18 protein-coding genes and 4 pseudogenes are annotated in these 23807 nt (G+C 70.3%); 11 read left to right on the forward strand and 11 right to left on the reverse strand.

Annotated elements, in window-relative coordinates; all coding sequences use genetic code 11:
- The first annotated feature begins 102 nt into the window (after positions 1-102).
- Positions 103-674 (forward strand): annotated as a pseudogene (locus ACPWT1_RS05805) (flavin reductase family protein).
- 9 nt (positions 675-683) lie between these two features.
- Here the strand turns inward: ACPWT1_RS05805 and ACPWT1_RS05810 are convergent.
- The 3 genes from ACPWT1_RS05810 to ACPWT1_RS05820 all read right to left on the reverse strand — a co-directional run bounded on the left by ACPWT1_RS05810 (position 684) and on the right by ACPWT1_RS05820 (position 2422).
- The gene (locus tag ACPWT1_RS05810) at positions 684-1208 is read right to left on the reverse strand and encodes an N-acetyltransferase family protein (protein ID WP_427914446.1); all 525 of its coding nucleotides are present in this window, start codon (positions 1206-1208) and stop codon (positions 684-686) included.
- A gap of 7 nt (positions 1209-1215) precedes the next feature.
- Entirely contained in the window at positions 1216-1638 is a 423-nt protein-coding gene (locus ACPWT1_RS05815) for a VOC family protein (RefSeq protein ID WP_427914447.1), read from the reverse strand.
- Positions 1639-1729: 91 nt separating this feature from the next.
- Positions 1730-2422, reverse strand: coding sequence for a class I SAM-dependent methyltransferase (locus ACPWT1_RS05820; RefSeq protein ID WP_427914448.1), 693 nt, complete (start codon positions 2420-2422; stop codon positions 1730-1732).
- 202 nt (positions 2423-2624) lie between these two features.
- Here ACPWT1_RS05820 and ACPWT1_RS05825 point away from each other — a divergent pair, with 202 nt between their 5' ends.
- Positions 2625-2921, forward strand: a complete 297-nt coding sequence (locus ACPWT1_RS05825; protein WP_427914449.1) for a hypothetical protein — start codon at positions 2625-2627, stop codon at positions 2919-2921.
- A gap of 63 nt (positions 2922-2984) precedes the next feature.
- On the opposite strand, the gene ACPWT1_RS05830 is transcribed toward ACPWT1_RS05825, so the two are convergent.
- The 3 genes from ACPWT1_RS05830 to ACPWT1_RS05840 all read right to left on the reverse strand — a co-directional run bounded on the left by ACPWT1_RS05830 (position 2985) and on the right by ACPWT1_RS05840 (position 6424).
- On the reverse strand, positions 2985-3791 hold the full coding sequence (locus tag ACPWT1_RS05830) for a PIG-L deacetylase family protein (protein WP_427914450.1): 807 nt from the start codon (positions 3789-3791) through the stop codon (positions 2985-2987).
- 75 nt (positions 3792-3866) lie between these two features.
- Positions 3867-4223, reverse strand: coding sequence for a hypothetical protein (locus ACPWT1_RS05835; RefSeq protein WP_427914451.1), 357 nt, complete (start codon positions 4221-4223; stop codon positions 3867-3869).
- Between the two features lie 101 nt (positions 4224-4324).
- The gene (locus ACPWT1_RS05840; RefSeq protein ID WP_427914452.1) at positions 4325-6424 is read right to left on the reverse strand and encodes an ATP-dependent helicase; all 2100 of its coding nucleotides are present in this window, start codon (positions 6422-6424) and stop codon (positions 4325-4327) included.
- A gap of 118 nt (positions 6425-6542) precedes the next feature.
- On the opposite strand from ACPWT1_RS05840, the gene ACPWT1_RS05845 reads away from it, so the two are divergent.
- The 5 genes from ACPWT1_RS05845 (at position 6543) to ACPWT1_RS05865 (ending at position 12871) form a co-directional block, all read left to right on the forward strand.
- Positions 6543-7508 carry an AEC family transporter gene (locus ACPWT1_RS05845; RefSeq protein WP_427914453.1) on the forward strand — a complete coding sequence of 322 codons (966 nt, stop codon included), beginning with the start codon at positions 6543-6545 and terminating at the stop codon, positions 7506-7508.
- A gap of 206 nt (positions 7509-7714) precedes the next feature.
- Positions 7715-8275, forward strand: a complete 561-nt coding sequence (locus ACPWT1_RS05850; RefSeq protein WP_427914454.1) for a biliverdin-producing heme oxygenase — start codon at positions 7715-7717, stop codon at positions 8273-8275.
- Positions 8256-10445: an ATP-binding protein gene (locus ACPWT1_RS05855; protein WP_427914455.1), complete on the forward strand. Its 2190-nt coding sequence runs from the start codon at positions 8256-8258 to the stop codon at positions 10443-10445. The genes ACPWT1_RS05850 and ACPWT1_RS05855 overlap by 20 nt, the downstream gene beginning before the upstream one ends.
- 19 nt (positions 10446-10464) lie before the next feature.
- Positions 10465-10923: a response regulator gene (locus ACPWT1_RS05860; protein WP_427914456.1), complete on the forward strand. Its 459-nt coding sequence runs from the start codon at positions 10465-10467 to the stop codon at positions 10921-10923.
- Positions 10916-12871, forward strand: coding sequence for a response regulator (locus ACPWT1_RS05865; protein ID WP_427914457.1), 1956 nt, complete (start codon positions 10916-10918; stop codon positions 12869-12871). The genes ACPWT1_RS05860 and ACPWT1_RS05865 overlap by 8 nt, the downstream gene beginning before the upstream one ends.
- Positions 12872-12898: 27 nt before the next feature.
- Here ACPWT1_RS05865 and ACPWT1_RS05870 read toward each other — a convergent pair whose 3' ends face one another.
- Together ACPWT1_RS05870 and ACPWT1_RS05875 are read right to left on the reverse strand one after the other, a co-directional pair.
- A complete protein-coding gene (locus ACPWT1_RS05870) occupies positions 12899-13174 on the reverse strand; it encodes a hypothetical protein (RefSeq protein WP_427914458.1) in 276 nt (91 codons plus the stop codon).
- Between the two features lie 93 nt (positions 13175-13267).
- A complete protein-coding gene (locus tag ACPWT1_RS05875; protein ID WP_427914459.1) occupies positions 13268-14446 on the reverse strand; it encodes an esterase/lipase family protein in 1179 nt (392 codons plus the stop codon).
- A gap of 226 nt (positions 14447-14672) precedes the next feature.
- Here ACPWT1_RS05875 and ACPWT1_RS05880 point away from each other — a divergent pair, with 226 nt between their 5' ends.
- On the forward strand, positions 14673-14969 hold the full coding sequence (locus ACPWT1_RS05880; protein ID WP_427914460.1) for a hypothetical protein: 297 nt from the start codon (positions 14673-14675) through the stop codon (positions 14967-14969).
- 12 nt (positions 14970-14981) lie between these two features.
- On the opposite strand, the pseudogene ACPWT1_RS05885 reads toward ACPWT1_RS05880, so the two are convergent.
- A pseudogene (locus ACPWT1_RS05885) lies at positions 14982-16801 on the reverse strand (carboxyl transferase domain-containing protein).
- A gap of 128 nt (positions 16802-16929) precedes the next feature.
- Here ACPWT1_RS05885 and ACPWT1_RS05890 point away from each other — a divergent pair.
- Positions 16930-17220: pseudogene (locus ACPWT1_RS05890) on the forward strand (MlaD family protein); the annotation flags it as partial.
- A 693-nt stretch (positions 17221-17913) separates the two neighbouring features.
- On the opposite strand, the gene ACPWT1_RS05895 reads toward ACPWT1_RS05890, so the two are convergent.
- Together ACPWT1_RS05895 and ACPWT1_RS05900 are read right to left on the reverse strand one after the other, a co-directional pair.
- Complete coding sequence (locus ACPWT1_RS05895) at positions 17914-18465, reverse strand: cytochrome b (RefSeq protein ID WP_427914461.1); 552 nt, start codon at positions 18463-18465, stop codon at positions 17914-17916.
- A gap of 38 nt (positions 18466-18503) precedes the next feature.
- Positions 18504-19814: a lipase family protein gene (locus ACPWT1_RS05900; RefSeq protein WP_427914462.1), complete on the reverse strand. Its 1311-nt coding sequence runs from the start codon at positions 19812-19814 to the stop codon at positions 18504-18506.
- Positions 19815-20035: 221 nt separating this feature from the next.
- Between ACPWT1_RS05900 and ACPWT1_RS05905 the strand changes: the two genes are divergently transcribed.
- Entirely contained in the window at positions 20036-21046 is a 1011-nt protein-coding gene (locus ACPWT1_RS05905; RefSeq protein ID WP_427914463.1) for an asparaginase, read from the forward strand.
- A 79-nt stretch (positions 21047-21125) separates the two neighbouring features.
- Positions 21126-23803 (forward strand): annotated as a pseudogene (locus tag ACPWT1_RS05910) (excinuclease ABC subunit A).
- Positions 23804-23807 lie beyond the last annotated feature (4 nt).

A 23807-nucleotide genomic window follows, 5' to 3' on the forward strand; every position in this document is an offset into this window, starting at 1 on the left:
GGCACGACGAACGGGCGCTGCCGGAATCGACATCGGCGCCCGACCCGAGCGCGATTGTCGCGGCAGCGCCAGGACCGCCGCCGGGTCGTGCAAGATGGCTGCATGCCTTTTGCCCCCGTCAAGCTCTCGCACGCCAGCCGCCTTCTCAACCACGGACCCACCGTCCTGGTGACCAGTTCGCACCGCGGCCGCGCCAACATCATGGCCGCGGCCTGGTCGATGCCGGTGGAGTTCACGCCGCCGCGCATCGCAGTCGTCATCGACAAGAGCACGTTCACCCGCGAGCTCGTCATGGCCAGCGGTGCGTTCGGCATCTGCGTCCCGGGCGCGGGTCTCGTCGACCTCACGAACGCGGTGGGACAGGACTCCGGCCGCAACGTCGACAAGGTGGCACGCCACAACTTGCAGTTGCGGACCGGACCGTGCTGGGCGTGCCGCTGCTGGAGGCGGGCTGCGCCGGCTGGCTGGAGTGCCGCCTGATCCGCGAGCGGCACACCGAGGAAGCCTACGACACCTGCTTCGCCGAGGTGGTCGCGGCTGCCGCGGACGACCGCATCTTCGCGAATGGCCACTGGACCTTCGACGCGACGAACACCGAGCTGCAGACCATCCACCACCTGGGCGGCGGCATCTTCGTGCGCGCGGGAGGGACGGTGCGCGCCGCGCATGCCTGATCGCCGCGCTCAGCTGTGCGCCGACTCTGGCGCCACCAGCCGCAGCTGCATCAGGATCTCGTCAACCGTCTCGCCCTGCACCAGCATCGCACCGGCCTCGACCCCGAACGCGCGGAAGCCCACCGACTCGTACAGGCGCAGCGCGGGCAGGTTGGTGGCACCGACGGCCAGGTTGACCTGCAGCAGCCCCGGCATCGAGCGTGCGTGCGCGATGGCCTTGAGCAGCAGCTCGCGGCCGAGGCCCTGCCCGCGCTGGTCGGGCCGCACATACATGCCCCAGACCAGGCCCTTGTGCGCCGTGTTGTGCTGCGCCTCGCGCGCCACCGACACCAGGCCGACGAGCTGGCTCGCGCGGAACGCGCCGAAGGTCCCGCGGTCGGGCCTGTGCGCCAGGATGCCCTCGACGACGGTCATCGGCGCGTCCTTCTCCTCGTCGTAGCTCGAGCCGTACGCGGTCGGCAGTTCCTTCAGCGCCGCGAGCCGCAGGGCCTGGTAGATCGACGCGTCGATCGGGGTGAGCCGGCGGATGTGCATCGGCGCGTCAGCCGAGGTCCGCGAAGCCGGGCAGGTGGACCACTTCCCAGAGATGGCCGTCGGGATCCTGGAAGTAGCCGGCATAGCCGCCGTAGAAGGTGACCTGCGCCGGCTTGACGATGGTGGCGCCGGCGCGCCGGGCCTGCGCCATCACCGCATCGACTTCCTGCGGCGAACCGACGTTGTGGCCGATGGTCGCTTCCAGCGCGCTGCGCGGCTGCGGCGGCAGGCCGGTGTCGTGCGCGAGGCTGGCGCGCGGCCACAGCGCCAGCTTCAGACCCGGCTGCAGCTGGAAGAAGGCGACGGCGCCGTGCGCGAACTCGGTGCCGACGATGCCCTGGGTGGCGAACCCCAGGCCATCACGGTAGAACGCGACCGCGCGCGGCAGGTCGTCGACGGTGAGCGTGAGCAGGGTGATGCGCGGGGTCATGGCGGTGCCTTTCGCTCGCAGGGTTGCAGGTGCGCTCGATTCTGGACCCGCAGGCGAACGCCGCCAACCCGCAGCACGCCGATGTGCGTGCTCAGCGTTTGCGCGCGAGCAGCACCCAGAGGAAGTCTTCGCCGAACAGCGCGGTGCCGGCCGCCGTCTTGCGCATCTGGCGCACCTCCTGCACCTCGAGGCCGCGCGACCAGATGGTGCGGAGTTGCGCCTCGGTGTAGCCCAGCCCTCCACCCAGCGAGCCGCGCTCGTAGACCTGCTCGTCGGTGAGGCCGCTGCCGCCTTCGGGGCGGAAGGCCGTCAGCGTGGACCAGCCGCCGGGCCGCAGCGCAGCGACGACCAGGTCGACGTACTGCTCGCGGCGGTGCGGCGCGATGTGGTGGAAGCAGCCGGCGTCGTGGACGAGGGCGTAGGCGCCTGCGGCGAGTTGCGCATCGAACACGGACTCGTGGCGCCATGTGACGTCGACACCGCTTTCTACAGCGCGATCGCGCGCCCACTGCAGTGCGGTGGCGGAGAGGTCGATGCCTTCGACGTGGAATCCCTGCTTGGCGAGGTAGACCGCGTTGCGTCCGTGGCCGCAGCCCAGGTCGAGTGCGCGGCCCGGCGCGATGCGACCGCTGCCCACCCACTCGGCGAGGCTCTCGTCGGGAAAGGCGACGAAGAAGGGGCAGGGCTTGGCGCGGTCGGCGTAGAACGTGTCCCACCGGATGTCGGTGGGTGCAAGCAACGCATCAAGCTCGGACACCCGGGATGGTTCGTGTCGCTTGTTCATGGACTTCATTGTCATGGCTTGACCGACCTTCGGCCCCGAGCGGCAATGCGGTTGCCGCTCGCACGGCGAGCACGACCTCCGGTCGGCGGACCCGACACATGGTGGATGCGGATTGGTCCGGTGTGCTGGTGACGTCGTCCAACGCGGCCACCAGCGTGGACTTCCTGCCCAATGGCACGCGCCAGACCGGCACCCAGCTCCGATGGTCGATGTGCAGCATCAGCAGCGCCTCGGGTCGCGGCGGTCGCGTGAACACGCAGGCTGCGCTCTCGGCGCCACGGGCGGCGCCATCCCGAAGACCTACGGTGGCAACACGTATTTCGACTCCGTGTTCCAGATCGCCAACGCGCTGTCCAGCCGTTCCGTGGTGGTGATCACCGCAAGCGGCACGCGCGCAATCTTCCGACTGTCCGACAAGTCGACGCAGAGCCGCCTGATCGACGAGACCGCAGGCAGCGCGCCGGCGTTTCGGCGGGTGTACATGCGGGCGTTGAACTGACTCTCGGAACCTGGCGGCTTCGTACACGACGCAGCCAGCGCGCATCAGGCGCGCTGGCTGCAATCAGGTGGAAGCCACACGCCAGAAGCGCTCGACGGGACCGGCAGGGTGGTTCACCGCAAGCGCATGTTGCCGCACGGCCGCCGCATAGTCCTGCGTGAATCGGAAGATCACCGGCAGCTGCGACCCATAGGCACCGATCGCCTCGATCTTCCGGTCGAGGAAGTTCGCGACGGGGTAAGCGACTTCCTCGCCGAGACGCCCTCTTAGCTTCGCCAGCCGCCGCGGCAGCGAAGCGGGCGTGTGGATCCCGTACGGCAGGTCTTCGTAGGCCCAGACCTCGACGCCCCGAAGAGCCAGGCGGGCTCCGGCTTCGAAGACAAGCTGGTGGTCCACATGGTTTCCGACACCCAGTGGCACGAAGATCCGGCAGCCCTCCCGCCATTCGGGCAGGTTCGCAATCTCGGTCGCAAGGTGCTCGGCCAATCCCTCCTCGTCCGGATGCAGGTCACCATAAAGCGCGTCATCGCTCGGGTACCGGTCGCCTCGGTAGATGGCATCCGGCAGCCCCAGCCACCGGATTCCGCAGCCCAGGATCTGCGCGGCCCTTTGATCTTCCGCGCGACGCAGGGCGTGTACTGTGTCCGCATCTTCAATCCTCCAGCGCGAATGCTTCCAAGCAGCGAACCTGCCCACCATCCCGTCGACCAGTTCACTGGCGAAGACGGTCAGGACCTGCGGCTGCATGCCGGCTGCCGACCAGGCCGCAGCCGTCGCCCCGCAGGAGAGCGCGACGTCGTCGTAGTGCGGCTGCACGAAGAGGGCGCGGCCTGGTTGCAACCGGCTCGTCGACGTGACAGTGCTAGACATTGGCGGCATTCTGTGAGATTGAACCAAGCGTTGGCATTGGCAGCGCTAAACCTCGAGGTTCGAAGCCTCAAGGGATCAGCGCGCAGCCCGCTGCAGCACGAACGCGTGCGCGGTCCCGCCCGCTGGTTCCCAACTCCCCCGGATCTCGTTCCCGCACGATCCCTCGACCACATCGCCGAGCCACGTCGCCGCGATGTGCACGCCATCGCTCGACTCCTCGAGCGTGAAGCCGTCGTCATCCAGGTCCGCGGCGAGCTTCGACCGCACGCCATCCCGATTGATCTCGCCGGACAGGCTCCCGGCGTACTCGTGGTGTGGCTCCAGCAGCAGCGTGGCGCCATGCGGCAGTCCCTCGAACTGCGCGTGCCACAAGCCCACCAGCTGCCGCGCCTGGACGTCCTGCGCGTTCGGGCAAGCGGGCGCGGATTGCACACCTGAAGCGGGCGCGGCGGAGGCTGGTGCGGTCTGCTGCGCCTGTGCGTGAACACCGCAGGCAGCGAGTGCCAGCAGCCCGCACGCAACCGCCCTGACCATCACCCCGCGTTCCCGGCAGCCGATGCCGCCGCCGCAGCCGCGGCCGTCTCCGCACTCTTCTTCGCGAACTCCGCCCGCAGCGCCTTCAGCTTCTCGCGCGGGTCTTCCTTGACGGTCGCCTTGTCCAGCGCCATCTCCGCGATGAACCGGCTGGGCTGCGCAGCCACCGTCTCGCGCCCCTTCTTGCGCCGCTTGGTCCACGTGACCGCCAGCGAGCGCTGCGCGCGCGTGATGCCCACGTACATCAGGCGGCGTTCCTCCTGCAGCCGCTGCAGGATGCCCTCGCTCATGGGGCCGTCCGCCTTGCCCGAAGGCGCATCGTCATCGCCCAGCTTGAACGGCAGCAGGCCTTCCACGCAGCCCACCAGCATCACGTGCGGCCACTCCAGGCCCTTGGCCGCGTGGAGCGTGGAGAGCGTGACCACGTTCTGGTCCTTCTCGCGCTCGCTGATGGTGGACAGCAGCGCGATGGTCTGCGCCACTTCGAGCAGCGACTTCTTCTCGTTCGCGATCGACACGCCCGCGGCGTCGTCGATCTGGCCGCCGCAGCGCTGCGCCATCCAGTCGCAGAACTCCAGTACGTTGGTCCAGCGCGAGGCCGCAACCTTCTCGCTGTCCTCGCCGTCGTACAGGTGCTTCTCGTAGCCGATGTCCTTCAGCCACTCGAGCAGGAACGCCTTCGCGTCCTCCGCGCCGCTGGTGCGCCGCGCGCGGTACTCCAGGTCGTTCACGTAGCGGCCGAACTCCTGCAGGCTGCCCAGCGCGCGCGCGTTGAGCACGGAGCCGAGCGACGACGAGAACAGGGCCTCGAACAGGCTCAGCTTGTACTGGCCCGCGAACACACCGAGCGCCCCCAGCGTCTGGTGGCCGATGCCGCGCTTGGGCGTGGTCACCGAGCGCAGGAACGCGGGGTCGTCGTCGTTGTTCACCCACAGGCGCAGCCACGCGCACAGGTCGCGGATCTCCGCGCGGTCGAAGAAGCTCTGGCCGCCCGACACCTTGTAGGGGATCTGCGCCTTGCGCAGCGCCTGCTCGAAGATGCGCGCCTGGTGGTTGGCGCGGTAGAGCACCGCGAAATCCTTCCAGTCCTTGCCCGCGCCGTTGGCGCGGATCGACTGCATGCGCGCGACCACGCGCTCGGCCTCGTGCTCCTCGTTGTCGCAATCGACGATGCGCACCGGCTCGCCTTCGCCGAGTTCCGAGAACAGCGTCTTGGGGAACAGCTTCGGGTTGGGCTGGATCACGTTGTTGGCCGCGCGCAGGATCGCACTGGTGGAGCGGTAGTTCTGCTCCAGCTTGATCACCTTCAGGTTCGGCCAGTCCTGCGGCAGGCGCTTGAGGTTGTCCAGCGTCGCGCCGCGCCAGCCGTAGATCGACTGGTCGTCGTCGCCCACCGCCGTGAAGCGGCCCTTGTCGCCCACCAGCAGCTTGAGCAGCTCGTACTGGGTGGCGTTGGTGTCCTGGTATTCGTCCACCAGCACGTGGCCCAGGTTCTTCTGCCACTTCTCGCGCACCTCGGGGTGGTCGCGCAGCAGCTTGAGCGGCAGGCCGATCAGGTCGTCGAAGTCGACGCCCTGGTAGGCCACCAGCCGCTCCTCGTAGCGCGCCATGATGGTGGCGGTCACCCGCTCGTTGTCGTCCTTGGCCTGCGCCAGCGCCTGCGCGGCGTTCAGGCCCATGTTCTTCCACAGGCTGATCGCCCACTGCCACTGGCGCGCGGTGGCGGCGTCGGTGCTGCCGCCGGCGTCCTTCAGGATCGAGGTGACGTCGTCGCTGTCCAGGATCGAGAACGCAGGTTTGAGGCCCAGCGCCTGGCCGTCTTGCCGCAGCAGCCGCACGCCCAGCGCGTGGAAGGTGCAGATCACCACGTCCTTGGCGTCGCGGCCGATCAGCGACTTGGCGCGCTCGCGCATCTCGGCGGCGGCCTTGTTGGTGAAGGTGATCGCCAGGATCCGCTTGGCTTCCACGCCGCTGGTGATCAGGCGCCCGATCTTGTGCGTGATCACGCGCGTCTTGCCCGATCCCGCGCCGGCCAGAACCAGGCAGGGCCCGTGCATGTAGTTCACTGCTTCCTGCTGCGCGAGGTTGAGGCCGGACATGCGATGGGGGAGGGGACTGCGGAAGGCGTGGCGGAGGGAGAGCGGCGAATCATACGCAGCCGGCCGGAGTGAGCGCGGTGCAAAAGTCCCCCGCCAGTTGCGCCCACAATACGGCCCCGTGCACGCCATCCTGAAGGTCACGTTTCCGTTCTTCGCACTGGTGTTCTGCGGCTATCTCGCGGCACGCCGGCGCATGCTGCCGCTGGAGGCCATCGGCGGCCTCAATGCCTTCGTGCTGTTCTTCGCGCTGCCGGCCATGCTGTACCGGTTCGGCGCCTCGACGCCGATCGCGCAGCTGCTCGACCCCTTCGCGCTGTTCGTCTATGTGCCCTGCGCGCTGCTGATGGTCGCGGGCGCGGTGGCCTTCAGCCTCAACGAGCGCATCCGCTGGAACGACGCCGCGTTCGGCGCGCTCGTTGCGGCCTTTCCCAACACGGGCTTCATGGGCGTGCCGCTGCTGGTGGCGCTGCTCGGGGCGGCGGCTGCGGGGCCGGCCATCCTCACCATCCTGCTGGACCTGGTGGTCACCAGCTCGCTGTGCATCGCGCTGTCGCGGCTCGATGGTGCCGACGAACATGGCGCATCGCTTGCCGCGCGCAAAGCGTTGCGCGGCGTGGCCGCCAACCCGATGCCGTGGGCCATCGTGCTGGGCGGCGCCTCGTCGGCGCTCGGGGTGGTGCCGCTCAAGCCGATCGCCGACACCATCGCCCTGCTCGCCGATTCGGCATCGCCGGTGGCGTTGTTCACGATCGGCGCGGTGCTCGCACGCTCGCAACTGGTCGGCGCGGCGCAGGAGCACGGCCCGCTGCCCGCGCGCGATTTCGTGCCGATGGCCGTGGCCAAGCTGCTCGTGCACCCGCTGCTGGTGCTCGCCGTGGGATCGGCCGCGCGAGCCTTGGGCTGGCCGCTGGACAAGTTCGCGCTCACGGTGATGGTGCTGGTGGCCGCGCTCCCCAGTGCCAGTAACGTGTCGTTGCTTGCCGAGCGCTTCGGCGCCGATACGGGCCGCGTGGCTCGTATCATTCTTCTCACGACGGCAGCCGCCTTCCTCACCTTCTCGGGTGCAGTGGCGATCCTCCGCTAGAGGCCTCCGTCAGGATTGCGCACGAGACCCGTGGACGACGCCGAGCGTCGGAATGGTCCTACACCGCGGCGAGCAGTCCTCTGGCAAGCTGCCCCCGATTTCGCTGCGGTACCGCGTGGTACCCACCTTCACAGTTGTAATCGTTTGGAATGGTTGGACGAGAGCTGAAGACAGCGTCCGCTCGGACGCGCGATGTGCATGCGTTGTTGCGCGAGGCCACTGCCTCGCGGCATGCCGCCATCGACACCCTGCTGGCCCTGCGCCGCCCGTTTGGGGCCGCGCACTACGCCCGCGTGCTGCAAGGCTTCGGTGCGTTCCTGGTCGCCTGGGAGCCGCGCATGGCGCAAGTGCTGCCGGCGCAATGGCAGCCCTGGTTCGCAGCGTCCACGCGCCTGCATCTCGTGCAGCAGGACCTCACGGCGCTTGGCCTGTGCCTGCCGCCTGCGGTCAAGCTGGCGACACCGGTCACGCCCGATGCGGCCCTTGGCTCGCTGTACGTGATGGAAGGCTCCGCACTGGGCGGCCAGTTCATCGCGGCGGCCGCGCGCCGGCAGCTGGGACTCGCGCCGACCCATGGCACGGCGTACTTCCACGGCTGCGGATCGGCCACCATGGCACGCTGGCGCGAATTCCTGGTGCGCCTGGAGCAGGACCTCACGTCGCCCGAAGCCCGCACGCAGGCCGTGCAGGGCGCCCTTGCCACTTTCGACGTGCTGACGGACCTGTTCCGCGGCCTGCTGGACGACCGTGAACTCGCCGCTGCCTGATCTTTCCCTCTGCGCCCAGGAACCGATCCGCATCCCCGGCGCCATCCAGCCGAACGGCTGGATGGTCATCGTGGACGCCGACGGTCGCATCGCGGGCTACAGCGCGAACTGGGCCGACGCCGACCGCGCCGCGCATGCCGTGCGACTGGTCGAAGGGCGTGCCGGCGCCATCGAGGCCAATGGCGAAGGCCCGGCGTCGCTCGGCTCGATCGAACTGGGTGGCCAGACGCTCGACGTGCTGGGGCACCGCACCGGCGACCTCCTCGTGCTGGAGTTCGAGCCGCACAGCGGCAGCACTGGCGTCCAGGCACCCATCTACTCGCTGGCGCGCCATTTCCTGCCAGCCCTGCAGCGCTCGCTCACCGTCGACGAGCTGGTGCAGCTGGCCGCCGACGAGATGAAACGCCTCTCCGGATTCGGCCGCACCCTGGTGTACCGCTTCGACGAGGAAGGTCATGGCGAGGTGCTGGCCGAACGCATCGACCCGGGCTACGACTCATACATGGGGCACAGCTTCCCTGCGGCGGACATCCCGCCGCAGGCGCGCGAGCTGTACCTGCTCAATCACATCCGGCTGATCCCGGATGCGAACTACGCCCCCGTGCCGCTGGTGAGCGCTGGCGGCACATGGGACGCACGAACGCTGGACCTGTCGTTCGCCGCCCTGCGCAGCGTCTCGCCGGTGCACCTGGAGTACATGCGCAACATGGGCACGCTGGCCTCGATGTCGGTGTCCATCCAGGTGAACGGCAAGCTCTGGGGCCTGATCTCCTGCCACGACCACGCGCCGCGGCACCTGCCGTTCCAGACCCGCGCGGCGTGCGAGCACCTGGGCCGCCTGCTGTCGCTGCAGATCGCCGCCAAGGAAGACAACGCGCAGGTCGCCAAGCGGCTGGAGCTGCGCCACCTGACGCTGCAGATCGTGGCCCACCTGGCCGACAGCGACGGCACGCTGCAGCGGCTGGTCGCCGAACCCGCGCTGCTGCTGCGCATGGCGCAGGCCAGCGGCGCCGCGGTGGTGCTCAACGAGCAGTGCTGGACCTGCGGCGACACGCCCGACCAGGCGCAGATCGCGGCGCTGGCCAAGTGGATCGTCGGTACCGGCCAGGAGACCTGGGCCAGCGATCGCCTTGCGGAGGCCTATCCGCCGGCGGCCGAGTTCCTGGCGCAGGGCGCGGGCGTGCTGGCGATCTCGATCTCGCAGGTGCACCAGCACGTGGTGATCTGGTTCCGCCATGAACTGGTGCGCACGGTGCAGTGGGCCGGCGACCCCAAGCGCGAGGTCGAGGTGCGCGATGGCCGCATCCATCCGCGCAAGAGCTTCGCCAGCTGGAAGCAGCAGGTGCGAGGGCGCTCGCTGCCGTGGAACCAGGCCGAACTGGGCGCCGCCGCCGAACTGCGCAATGCGCTGATCGGCATCGTGCTGCGGCGCGCCGAGGAGATGGCGGAAGTGGCCACCGAGCTTGGGCGCGTCAACAAGGAACTTGAAGCGTTCTCGTACACGGTGTCGCACGACCTGCGGGCGCCGATGCGGCACATCGCCGGCTACGTCGACCTGGTGCAGGACATGGAGGGCAAGGCGCTCTCGGACCGCGCCCAGCGCTACCTCGGGCACGTCAAGGAAGCCGCGGCGTATGCCGGACATCTGGTCGACGCGCTGCTGGATTTCTCGCGCATGGGCCGCTCGGCGATGAAGCGCTCCATGGTGGACACGCGCATGCTGGTGGGCGAGCTGGTGGCCGAGTTCACGCGCCAGGAGCCACAGCGCACGATCGAGTGGCAGATCGACGATCCATTGCCCAAGGTGTGGGCCGATCCGTTCCTGCTGCAGGTGGCGCTGCGAAACCTGATCGGCAACGCCGTGAAGTACACGCGCGGCCGCGCTACGGCGCACGTGCGCATCTCGCCGGTGCGCAACGCCGAGGGCGAAGGGCTGGAGATCGTCGACAACGGCGTCGGCTTCCAGCAGAAATACGTGGCCAAGCTGTTCGGCGTGTTCCAGCGCCTGCACCAGGCCGAGGACTTCGAGGGCACTGGCATCGGCCTGGCCAGCGTGAGGCGGATCGTCGAACGCCACGGCGGCAATGTCTGGGCGCACGGCGAGCCGGACAAGGGGGCGACCTTCGGCTTTACCCTGCCGAAGGCACAAGGGGCGACAAAGCCTCGTTGAAGCGTAGAGAGGAACAAGAATGCTCAAACCGATCCTGCTCGTCGAGGACGACAAGCGCGACCTGGAGCTGACGCTGGTCGCGCTGGAACGCAGCCAGCTGGCCAACGAGGTGATCGTGGTGCGCGACGGCGCCCAGGCCCTGGACTACCTGCTGCGAGAGGGCGACTTCGCGCGCCGCGAGGAAGGCAATCCCGCGGTCATGCTGCTCGACCTGAAGCTGCCCAAGGTGAACGGCCTGGAGGTGCTGCAGAAGGTGCGCTCCACGCAGCACCTGCGCAGCATGCCCGTGGTGATGCTCACGTCCTCGCAGGAAGAGTCGGACGTGGTCAGGAGCTATGAACTGGGCGTTAACGCCTACGTCGTGAAGCCGGTTGAATTCAAGCAGTTCGTGACCGCCATCGCCGATCTCGGCATCTTCTGGGCGGTTCTCAACGAGCCGCCACCCGGCTCGACGAAGGCCGCCCGCAAGTATGAATGAGCACCTGCCCGAGAGCGGTTCCCACGACCAGGCGCTGCGGGTGCTCCTGCTGGAGGACTCGCGCTTCGACGCCGAGCTGCTGCGCGAGACGCTGCTTGCGTCGTACCCACATGCGTCGCTGGACGTGGTGCGCGACGAGCCCGGGTTCGTCGCGGCGCTGACGGCGCATCGGTACGACCTGATCCTGTCGGACTTCGAGCTGCCGGGCTTCACGGGCGACCAAGCGCTGGCCGAGGCGCGCGCCAAGACGCCGGGGACGCCATTCATCTTCGTCTCGGGCGTGATCGGCGAGGACAACGCGGTGGAGATGCTCAAGCGCGGCGCCACCGATTACGTCAGCAAGGGGCGCCTGGTGCGGCTGCCGCTGGTGATCGACCGCGCGCTGCGCGAGGTGGCGCAGCGGCAGGCCCGCGACACCGCGCAGATCCAGCTGCGCGAGGCCAACGCGGTGTTCGCGCGCGTGGTCGATTCGCTGCGCAACTACGCCGTGCTGCTGTTCGACGCGCAAGGCACGGTGCGCTCGTGGCCGCAGGCGGCCCGCGACATCTTCGGCTACACCGCCGAACAGATGATCGGGCACTCGGCCGATATCCTGTTCACGCCGGAAGACCGGGCGGCCGGCACGCTGCGCCAGGAGATGGCGACAGCGCTGCAACGGGGCAAGGCCGACGACAACCGCTGGATGATGCGCAGCGACGGCCTGCGCCTGTGGGCCGAAGGCGTGGTCATGCCGCTGCACAGCGACAGCGGCGAGCACAACGGCTTCTGCAAGATCGTGCGCGATGCGACCGCGGACTACCGCGATGCCGAGGCACTGCGCGCGGCCAAGGAAGAGGCCGAGCGCGCCAACCAGGCCAAGGACCGCTTCCTGGCCGTGCTGTCGCACGAGCTGCGCACGCCGCTGTCGCCGATCGCCACCGCGGCGCACCTGCTGGAGCGCACGGCGACGGTGCCGGAGAAGTACAACAACCTGCTGCCGATGATCCAGCGCAACGTGGCGCTCGAGGCGCGGCTGATCGAGGACCTGCTGGACCTCACGTCGATCTCGGCCGGCAAGGTGAGCCTGCGGCCCAAGTCGGTGGACATGCATGCACTGGTGCAGGTCGTGGTCGACATGCTGGAGGGCCAGGTGCGGGAGAAGCGCCTGCAACTCGCGCTGCATCTCGATGCGGCCAATCCCATGGTGCATGCCGACGAGGCCCGCATGCAGCAGGTGCTGTGGAACCTGCTGCGCAACGCGATCAAGTTCACCAGCGAGGAAGGGCGCGTCACGGTGCGCACGCGCCTGGAAGGCACGCAGTTCATCCTCGAGTGCAGCGACACCGGCATCGGCATCGAGCGCGAGGCGCTGCCGCGCATCTTCAGCGCCTTCGAGCAAGCCGACCGCGAGGTGTCGCAGCGCTTCGGTGGCCTCGGGCTGGGCCTCGCCATCGCGCGCGGCCTCGTCGCCGAGCACAAGGGCGAACTCACGGCCAGCAGCGCGGGCCGCGGCCAGGGCGCCACGTTCACGCTGCGCCTGCGCAGCCAGATGGAAGCCGGCCAGACCGCCGCCGTTGCGGTCGAGGAGCGCCAGGGCGACCAGGAGGGCGCCTGGAAGCTGCTGCTGGTGGAAGACAACCCCGACGCGGCCGAGACCGTCGCCATGTGCCTGGAGGCCTACGGCTACCAGGTCACGCACGTGGACACCTGCGCCGCGGCCGTGCGCACCGCGCAGCAGCAGCAGTTCGACGTGGTGCTCACCGACCTCGGCCTGCCCGATGGCAGCGGCATCGACGTCGGACGCGCGCTGAGCCGCTCGGTGCCGGTGGTCGCGCTCTCTGGTTACGGCGCCACGCCGGACCTGCAGCGGTCCACCATGGCGGGCTTCTCGGGCCACCTGGTCAAGCCGGCGGACCCGCAGGCCATCCACGCGGCGCTGCAGAAGGCGCTGCTCAAACGCGCGGCCTAGCGCGCGGCACGGGGCGGGCGCGGGCGCTCAGATGCTCGCCATCCTCATGAGGTTGCGCCCGCGGCGCTCCTGCTCCGGATCGGGCAGGTCGAGCATCTCGCGCACGGAAGGAATCGGTTCCAGGCACGGGCCGAGCGCGTTTTCGAGCGCGGCGAGGCCGGTCTTCTCGAGATCGAAGCCACCGTCCTGCTGCTCCAGGTGCGCGCGCAGGTCGCGCACCACGCGGTGCATGAACAGCTTGGTGGTCTCGGGCACCAGGAGGTCCCCGTTCATCTGTTCCTGGGCCTTCGGTAGATAGGTCATGGCAAGCACTTTCGCAAGAGGGAGCCAGTGTGCGGCGCTGCCCCCGGCCTGCTTGTCAGCGCGCTGCGCACCGCCCTGTGCGCCACGCCCGTCTCACGCCGACATCCACTGCCGCAGGGTTCGTAGTACCTCGGGGCTGCGCAGCAGGCCCAGGTGATCGACACCGGTGGCGACCCAGCGGTTCGCCTCGGGCATCTGCAGGTCGTGTCCGAGCACGAGGTCGCGCCCCAGCGCGCTGGTCACCGGCACCAGGCCGTCGTCCATGCCACTGCCGATCGAGCCGGCGATCGCATAGGCCGAGGCGCCGGGCGGCCAGGGGTCGGGCATCGGCGATGCCGGCGACGGCGCCAGGTCGTGCTCCAGCCAGCGGCCTTCGACGAAATCCGTGATGCCCTCGCTGCGGCGCGAGGACATCTGCGCCAGCGCGAGCGGTGCGCGCGATCCCAGGCCGCCCGAAAGCAGCAGGTCCAGCGCGCGGCCCGGGTGGGCACCCGCATGCGGCGTGCCGAGGAACACGATGCTGTGCAGCACCTCGGGCCACGCCATGCCCGAGCGCACGGCCTGGTGCAGGGCACTGCGCAGCACGAGGCCGCCCATGCCGTGACCCACCATCGCGAGGCCCTGCAGCGCGACGGGCCAACGCGCGAGCTCGTGCTCCAGCGCTGCCGCGAGTTCATGGCCCGTGGCCCACACGTGGCGCCCGGTGTTGTAGCGCACGTAGAGCGGCGTGGCGTCGAGGGCCGCGGCCAGCGCGGTGCCCGTGTCCTGGCCATCGTGCGCCCACTGCAGATCGCTCATGCCCAGGTCGTGCACCAGCACCAGCGCGCGCGGCAGCCGCACGCCTTCGGCACGCAGCGACAGCTTGACCGCGAGTGGGTTGTCGCTGCGCTGCAGGTGGTCGCCCAGCAGCGCATTCAGGGCAGCGACCACGGCTTCGCGCGTGGGGCGCGGACCCGCGGGTCCGTGATCGCGGTGCGGATCCTGCAGCCAGGCCTGCACCGAGGCCAGCACCAGGTCGACGCCGCCGCCGACGAGATCAGCCGTGCCATGCAGGCCGCGGTAGACGACCGCCGGCCAGCCGCGATCCGGACGGCCGGGCCGCACGCCGCGCACCGGAGGATCGACCCGCGACAGGCGCTCGTGCGTGGCCTCGATCCCGTGCAGCGCTGCGCGCAGGCCGTCGAACGCAAGCCGCACGCCGCCCCGCACGTCGAGCACCGTGCTCGCGGCATGACGCGGCCGGAATGAAGAGGACGGGTCGGACGTGGGCATGCATGGGCTCCTGCGGTGGCCCGACCATGCTAGGCAGCCTGAGCCGGCAGCCGCGTAGGAGGACGGTGACAGATCGCCAGCCACGGCCCGCCTGCGCGGGCGCCCCAGCCGCACAGGCATGGCGGGGCAGTTCCTACAGCCGGGCTGCCGCAGCCCGGCCATCCTTCATCGCAGGCCGAGGCGCAATCCGCGGCCGTCCATCCACAGCAAACAAGGGAGCCACACCATGATCAAGACCACCACCATCGCCGCGCTCGCCGCCGTTGCCGCGCTGGGCCTGTCGGCCTGCGACGTGAAGAAGACGCAGGAAGGCTCGGTGAACCTGCCCAAGTACGACGTCAAGAAGACCGAGGACGGCCACGTCACTCCGCCGAAGTACGACGTCACCGGCCCGGACGTGAAGGTCGGCAGCAAGGAGACCACCGTCAACGTGCCGACGGTGAAGACCGAGGAGAAGAAGGTCGAGGTGCCGACGGTGGACGTGACCACCGCCAAGGAAAAGGAAGCGCAGGGCAAGAAGTAAGCGGCGCTTCGCTCACCACGCGTCGATCGCGCTGCCTTCGCCCGGCAGCGTCGGCGCGCTGCCCAGGCCGCGCAGCAGCCACTCGCGCGTGCGGGACGGATCGACGACGGCGTCGATCTCCAGCGTCTCGGCCATGCGCAGCGCCTGGCCGTTGGCGTACTGCTGGGCGAGCAGGCGTTCGTAGAGCGCCTCGCGCTGCGGGCCTTCGGGCTGCGCCTCCAGTTCCTTGCGGTACCCGAGCTTCACCGCGCCTTCCAGGCCCATGCCGCCGAACTCTCCGGTGGGCCACGCGATGGTGAACTGCGGATCGTGGAAGCCGCCCGCGGCCATCGCCATCGCGCCGAGGCCATAGCCCTTGCGCAGCACGATGGCGAACGCGGGCACGCGCAGGTGCGCGGCGGCCACGAACATGCGGCTGACGTGGCGCACCTGCGCCTGCGTCTCGACCTGCGGGCCGACCATGAAGCCGGGCGTGTCGACCAGGCTCACCACCGGCAGCCCGTGTGCATTGCACAGTTGCAGGAAGCGCGCGGCCTTGTCCGCGGCGTCGGCATCGATGGCGCCGCCCAGGTGCGCCGGGTTGTTGGCCATCCAGCCGATCGCGCGCCCTTCGAGGCGTGCGAGGCCGGTGTGGATGCCCAGGCCGAAGCCCGTGCGCAGTTCCAGGACGGAACCGACGTCGGCGATGCCGTGGATCGCGCCACGCGTGTCGTACGCGCGCAGCCGGTTCTCGGGCACCACGTCACGCAGCGCCGTCGTGTCCGGCGCTTCCCAGGTTGTGACCGCTCCCTGGAAATACGCGAGGTAGCGCTTCGCGACCACCACCGCTTCGGCCTCGTCGTTCACCAGCAGGTCGACCACGCCGCAGCGGTGCAGCTGCGGCGCCGGACCGATGTCCTCCGGTGCGAAACGGCCGAGGCCGCCGCCCTCCACCATCGCCGGACCGCCCATGCCGATGTTGGCCGAGCGCGTCGCGATGATGGTGTCGCAGCATCCGAGCAGCGCCGCGTTGCCGGCGAAGCAGCGGCCCGCCGCGATGCCGACCGTGGGCACGCGGCCGTTCAGCCGCGCGAAGGCGGCGAAGGTGGGCACGTGCAGGCCGGCCACGATCGGCATGTCGGTGTCGCCGGGCCGGCCGCCGCCGCCCTCGGCGAACAGCACGAGGGGCAGCCGGTTGCGCAGCGCCAGGCCCAGCAGGCGGTCGGTCTTCTGGTGGTGCGGAAGCCCTGCGTGCCGGCGAGCACGGTGGCGTCGTAGGCCAGCACCGCGGTGCTCGCACGCTCGGGGCCGAACAGGGCGCCATTCACGCTGCCGATGCCGGTGACCATGCCGTCGGCCGGCGTCTGGCGCCGCAGTTCCTCGAGCGGCCGCCGTTTGCTCTGCGCGGCGACGGCGAGCTGGCCGTATTCGCTGAAGCTGCCGTCGTCGCACAGGTCGGCCACGTTCTCGCGCGCCGTGCGCAGGCCGAGCGCGTGGCGCTTGGCCACTGCGTCGGGTCGCTGCACATCGTCGGTGAGTGCGTGCCGATCGAGCACGCGCTGCAGGTCGTCGCGCAGCGAGGGCGCGGCTGCCGGCGATGGAGCGATCGGCGATGCGCTCTCGACGGCGTGCGCCTGCACCGCCTCGGCCGACCACAGCGGCTCGCCGTCGGCCACGCTGTCTCCCGGCTTCAGCAGCAGCTCGCGCACGCGCACCGTCGCCGGCGCGCGCACCTCGTGCTCCATCTTCATGGCCTCGAGGATCACCACCACCTCGCCTTGCCGCACCACGGTGCCGGGTTCGACCAGCCACTGCACCAGCTGGGCGGCGAGGGGAGCGCGCAGGATCGTCATGAACCCATTGTGGCTTCGCGTGCGCGCCGAACGGAGCACAGTGGCGACAGGACTTCGCGGCCGGCCGGGGGCGAGGCGGTTCTCCGGCCGGACGCACCGCGAGCAACCGCCATCGCAAGGAGGCTGCCATGCATCGCAGCATCGAAACGCGCGCCTGGGTGGTGTTCGCCGGCCTGCTGCTGGCCGGGGCCTTGGGGGCGCTGGCGTGGTGGACCGGCTTCGGTCGCGCCGAGAACGACTACGAACTGCGCACGGAGGACGCGGTGTCGGGGCTGATCGAGGGCGCGCCGGTCGAGTTCCACGGCGTGGACGTCGGCCACGTGCACCAGGTGCGCCTGCTCGATCCGCGCACGGTGCAGGTGGTGCTGCGCGTGAAGCGGGACACGCCGGTGACGACGGCCACGGTCGCCACCATCTCGGGCCGCGGCCTGGCCGCGCGCGGCTTCACCGGCTACGTCTACGTGAGCCTGGACGACACCGGGCCCGCAGGCGCCGCCCTCGCCCGGCGCGCGGGCGAGCGCTACGCGCGCATTCCCACCGGGCCCGCGCAGACCGTGAACCTGGACACGTCCATCCACCAGCTCGACGACAACGTGCGCGTCGTGGTCGCGCTGCTGCAGCAGGCGCTGGATGCGGACACGCTGCGGTCGCTGAAGGCAAGTGCTGCGCACCTGGAGCAGCTCAGTGGCGTGCTGGCGGCCGACCAGGCGCGGCTGAGGACCACCCTGAGGAACGTGGAGCGCGCGTCGAGCGAGATGACGCCCCTGCTGCGATCCGGCACTGCGGTCACCGACCGGCTGGGCGATCGCGTGCTGCCGCAGGTGCAGCACACGCTGGGGCAGGTCGATGCCGCGGCGACCATGGCGAGCGGTGCGCTGCAGCAGGCGCAGGTCGCAGGGCAGGCGCTGGTGCCGCTCGCGCAATCGGGCCAGTCGGTGCTGCGCTCGGTGGAGGCGCAAGTGCTGCCGCAGACGCGCCAGGGCCTGGTGCGCCTGAACCAGCTGTTGTCGAAGCTCGACGAGACGGCGGACCGCGTGCGTGACAAGCCGTCGCTGCTGTTGTGGGGAACTGCCGCGGCGGCACCGGGCCCCGGCGAACTGGCGTGGGCCGCGTCAGGGCAGCATGCGCAGCAGCGTGTCGTCGCGGTGCCGCAGGTGGTGGTCGAGCGCGGCGCCGGCGTGCAGTGCGAGCAGCCCGAGCAGCGCGTCGGCCAGCCAGCGGTGCAGGACAGTGAGGGCATCGAAGAGGCGCGGGTGCAGCCCGAGCAGGGGCGGCAGGCTGAACCAGCCGAAGACCGGGACCGGGTACCCGCCCGCTGAGGACATCGCCCAGCCCGTCAGCGGCAGCAGCACCATCAGCGCGTAGAAACACAGGTGCACCACGCGCGCCGCGACCTGCTGCCAGGCGGGCAGGTGCGCCACCAGCGCGGGCAGCGGATTCACCCAGCGCCACGCGATGCGCACGACGGCCAGTGCGAAGGCGACCATGCCCAGGCCCTTGTGCACCAGGATCAGCGTGATCTTCAGCTGGTCGTAGCCGGCATCCGGAAGCGCCACCATGTAGAGGCCCATGGCGACCAGCACGGCCAGCACCGCCGCCATGCCCCAGTGCAGGAGCACGGCGGCGAGGCCATAGCGCTGCGTGTCGTTGAACCAGGCCGGCATGCGGCCATGCTGCCGCAGCGCCGGCCTGCCTTCAACCGTCAGCGCAGCGTGTTGAACAGCGCGCGCGCCTGCGCGTAGCAGAACGGCGGCTCGTAACCGCCGTGGTAGCTGCCGTAGTAGGTGGCGTAGGCCGGCGTGGTCGGGTCGGTGGGCGCCACGCCGCCGGGGCCGAACGCTGCCTGGATCGACGGGTCGACGTCCACCGTGGTGACGTTGGTTGCGCCCTTGGCATCCAGCGCCGCCTTCCACACGTTCTGGTGCACGGCGGGCGGCACGGTCGGATCGCCGGACCCGCCGCACAGCAGCGTGCGCGCCTTGGGCGTGAAGCCGGTGAGGTCGTTCTTCACCGCGTCCTGGTACAGGCCGTTGTTGGGGTTGGTCTGCACGTCGGTGAGGAACGCCGACTGGAACAGCGCGTCGCGCGCCTGGTTGGGCGTGCCGCCGGGCAGCGCGCCCGTCGTGATCAGCGTGGAGTAGGTCAGCGTCGGGCTGGGCAGCAGCGTCTCGATGGTGGCAGCGTACGGCTGCTTGAACACCTGCGTGGGGCTGGTGTAGATGTTCCCGTAGATCTTCTGCCAGGCCGTGACGATGAAGGGCACGAAGAACTGGTAGCCGGCGATGGCGTTGGGCAGCTTGAACGACCCCGACAGGTTGACCGGCGCGGCCAGGTGGGCAGCGCCCACGAGGTTGATCTCGGCCTTGTTGTCACGCTCGATCGCGCGCTGCGTGGCGGCCGACGAATGCCCGCCCTGCGAGTAGCCGGTGACCATCACCTTGCCCGAGAGCGCGAGGCCCTGGCCCGGCGCTGCGAACCGCGCTGCGCGGATCGAGTCCACCACCGAGGAAGCCTCGGAATCCGCATGCAGGTACGGATGGAACGGGTAGGACGACTTGGCGAAGCCCAGGTAGTCCGTCGCGACGACGGCGTAGCCCTGGGCCGCGAACATCGCGGCCAGCGAGAAGGTCTCCGGGTCGGTGGCGCTCGCCAGCGTGCGCGGCTTGCTCACCTCGGTGCCGCGCGCGTAGGCCAGCAGCGGGGCGCTGGCCGAGGCGCATGCACCCGCGGGCACGAGCAGCACGCCGGACGCGTTGGAGTCTTCGCCGAGCGCCCCCGGCGTGCGGTAGTTCAGCGAGACGACCTTGACGTCGCATTGCGCGGGGCCGGCCAGCGGCTCGAGGCCCGAGCTGGTCGCCTGCGCATCGATCTGCGCGGCCGTGAGCGTGGTCACCACGGCCGGCGTGTCGACCAGGGTGCCGCGACCGACGATGACATCGTCGTTGCTGTTGCCGCCACAAGCCACCAGCAACGCCGCGGCGGCGAGGCTGGACAGCATCCATCGTCTTTGCATGGGGTTGTCTCCTTGGTATGCGTGCCCGATGCAACGTGGGCACGGCCGCCATGCTAGGGAAACCACGCGCGCGTGATGGAGGGTTAACCCGGGCTGAGCTGGCGTTCGCGTCGCGTGGGTGACGCGGTCGTGGCGGCCGATCGCGGAGTGATCCATGACAGGGATCGCGAACGAGCCCAACGTCGCCCCACTGCAGGGTTGCCCAAAGCGACAATCGCCGCATGACGACTCTCGTCCCCCTCATCGACACCACGCGGGGCGGTACGCTGGAATGCCAGCACTTCGGTGCCGTCGCGGTGGTCGACACGGCCGGGCGGCTGCTGGCCCATGCGGGGGATCCGCACTGGGTGACCTTCACCCGCTCCACGCTCAAGGCGCTGCAGGCGCTGCCGTTCGTGAAGGCCGGCGGACCGGCGCATTTCGGCTTCACCGAGCAACAGGTCGCGCTGCTGTGCGCCAGCCACAGCGGCGAGCCGATGCACGTGCATGCCGTCGACGGCATGCTGCAGCGGCTGGGCCTCAGCCATCGCGCGCTGCAATGCGGCTGCCATGTGCCGTTCTACGCCGAGCTGGGCGTCGGACATCCGGTGGTCGGCAGCTTCGACGAGCGCCACCACAACTGCAGCGGCAAGCACTCGGGATTCCTGGCCTGGTGCGTGCAGCACGGGCAGCCCACGGGCAGCTACCTGGCGCCCGGCCATCCGCTGCAGCAGGCGATCCGGCGCGAGGTGGCGCGGGTCACCGGGCTCAAGCCCGAGGACCTCAAGCTCGGCATCGACGGCTGCTCGGCGCCCAATTTCGCGATGCCGCTGTCGCACTTGGCGCGCGCCTACGCGCGCCTCGCCAGCGGCGAGCGCGATGCGGAGTTCGGCGAACCGTTCGCGCGGCTGTCGCGCGCGATGACGGCGCATCCCGAACTGGTGTCCGGCACCGCGCGCAGCGACCTGGCCTTCATGCGCGCGGGTCGCGGCGACTGGGTGACCAAGGTCGGCGCCGACGGCGTGCAGGCCTTTGCCAGCACCAGCCGCGGCCAGGGTTTCGCGCTCAAGGTCATCGACGGCAACAAGACGGCGCTGTTCGCGGCCACCGTGGCGGTGCTCGACCAGCTGGGCTGGCTCGACACGCGCCAGAAGGAGGAGCTGCGGGCCTGGCGCGCCGAGGCCATCGCCAACGCGCGGGGCACGCAGGTCGGCGAGCGCAAACCGGCGTTCCGGCTGCGCGCCGCGAGCTAGCGTCAAGCCTCGGGCGTCCTACGCCGGCTCGCTGCCGGTTCCGACCCGCGCGGGGCTCGCAACGGCCCAGCATGCCTGCATGGCCCGCGACACGCCACGGACCGACACTGCGCCCCCGCATCCCGACCCGTCGCCCGAGCGCGGCGGCCACGTGCGGGTGCGTGGCGCGCGCGAACATAACCTCAAGGACGTCGACGTCGACATCCCGCGTGACGCACTGGTGGTGTTCTCCGGCGTGTCCGGCTCGGGCAAGTCGTCGCTCGCGTTCGGCACGCTGTACGCCGAGGCGCAGCGCCGCTACCTGGAGTCGGTGTCGCCCTATGCGCGCCGGCTGATCGACCAGGCCGGCGTGCCCGATGTCGACAGCATCGAAGGCCTGCCGCCGGCGGTGGCCCTGCAACAGCAGCGTGGCACGCCGAGCGCGCGCTCCTCGGTCGGCAGCGTGACCACCATCAGCAGCCTGCTGCGCATGCTGTATTCGCGCGCCGGCAGCTACCCGCCGAAGCAGCCGATGCTGTACGCGGAGGACTTCTCGCCCAACACGCCGCAGGGCGCCTGTCCGCGCTGCCATGGGCTGGGGCAGGTGGTCGACGTCACCGAGCGCGCGATGGTGCCCGACGACTCGCTCAGCATCCGCGAGCGCGCCATCGCATCGTGGCCGCCCGCCTGGCACGGACAGAACCTGCGCGACATCCTGGTCACGCTGGGCTACGACGTCGACAAGCCGTGGCGCGAACTGCCGAAGAAGGACCGCGACTGGATCCTGTACACCGACGAGACGCCGACGGTGCCGGTGTACGCGGGCTTCACGCCGAAGGAGACCCGCGCGGCCGTGCGCTCGAAGATGGAGCCCAGCTACATGGGCACCTTCACCAGCGCGCGCAACTACGTGCTGCACACGTTCGCCACGACGCAGAGCGCGCTGATGAAGAAGCGGGTGTCGCGCTTCATCACCGGCGCGCTGTGCCCGGTGTGCCAGGGCAAGCGGCTCAAGCCCGAGGCGCTGTCGGTCACGTTCGCGGGGCTGGACATCGGCGAGATGGCGCAGCGGCCGCTCTCGGAGCTGCGCGACGTGCTGACGCCAGCCGCGCGTGGTGAGCCGCAAGCGGACGCCAATGGTGCGACGCTGGACCGCGCGCAGTCGCGGGCAGCCACGGCGAAACGCGTGCAGCAGGGCGGTGCGTCGCATGCGGCAGCACCCGACGTGCGCCGCACGCCGAATCTCTCGGAAGAGAAGCGGCTGGCCGCGCAGCGCATCGCCCGGGACCTGCTCGGGCGCATCGCCACGCTGGAACAGCTCGGCCTCGGTTATCTCTCGCTCGATCGCTCGACGCCGACGCTGTCGCCGGGTGAGCTGCAGCGCTTGCGCCTGGCGACGCAGCTCGGTTCGCACCTGTTCGGCGTGATCTACGTGCTGGACGAACCCTCCGCGGGCCTGCATCCGGCGGACGGCGAGGCGCTCATGTCCGCCCTGGAACGCCTGCGCGCCGCAGGCAACACGCTGTTCGTCGTCGAACACGACGTGGCCGCGATGCGGCGTGCCGACTGGCTGGTGGACGTGGGTCCGGCGCGGGCGAGCGCGGCGGCCGCGTGCTGTACAGCGGGCCGCCCGCGGGGCTCGCGCACGTGCACGAGTCGCAGACGCGGCCGTATGTGTTCGGCGAAGTGCACGCGCCGGAACGCAATGCGCGCACGCCGCGTGGCTGGTTGCGGCTGGAGGGCATCCACCGCAACAACCTGCACGGGCTGTCGGCGCAATTTCCGCTTGGCTGTCTCACCGTCGTGACGGGCGTCTCCGGGTCCGGCAAGTCCAGCCTCGTGAGCCAGGCGTTGCGCGAGCTGGTGCTCGACCACCTGGGCGCGCCGACGAACGAGGACGAAGAGCCGGCCGGCGAGCACGAGCTGCTGGCCGAGCGCCAGGCACCCAGCGAAGGCCGGATCGCCGCCGGCGCCGATGCGATCGGCCGCCTGGTGCAGGTGGACCAGAAGCCGATCGGGCGCACGCCGCGTTCCAACCTCGCCACCTACACCGGCCTCTTCGACGGCGTGCGCAAGCTGTTCGCGGCCACGCCGCTGGCACGCAAGCGCCACTACGACGCCGGCCGCTTCTCCTTCAACCTGCCCAAGGGCCGTTGCGAGACCTGCGATGGCGAAGGCTTCGTCTCGGTCGAGATGCTGTTCATGCCCAGCGTGTACGCGCCTTGCCCGGAATGCCACGGCGCGCGCTACAACCCGCAGACGCTGGAGGTGCGCTGGCGCGAGCGCACCATCGCGGAGGTCCTCGCGATGACCGTGGACGAGGCCGCCGCCTTCTTCGCCGACGAGCCGCAGCTCGCGCGACCGCTGGACGTGCTGCAGGCCATCGGGCTGGGCTACCTGCGCCTCGGGCAGCCCGCGACCGAGTTGTCCGGCGGCGAGGCGCAACGCATCAAGCTCGCGACCGAGCTGCAGCGCGCGAGCCGCACGCCGACGCTGTACGTGCTGGACGAGCCCACCACCGGCCTGCATCCGGCCGACGTCGACCGGCTGCTGCGGCAGCTGCACGGGCTGGTCGACGAAGGCCACACCGTGGTGCTGGTGGAGCACGAGATGCGTGTCGCCGCCCAGGCCGACTGGGTGATCGACGTCGGCCCCGGCGCGGGCGCACAGGGCGGACGCATCGTCGCGGCGGGGCCGCCGGCCGAGGTGGCGGACAGCCGCGAGAGCCGCACCGCGCCGTACCTGCGGCAGGCGCTGGACGACGCGCGCGGCGGCTGAATGC

Origin of the sequence: Ramlibacter sp. MMS24-I3-19 (genome assembly GCF_050320135.1) — a bacterium.
Taxonomy (GTDB): domain Bacteria; phylum Pseudomonadota; class Gammaproteobacteria; order Burkholderiales; family Burkholderiaceae_C; genus Ramlibacter.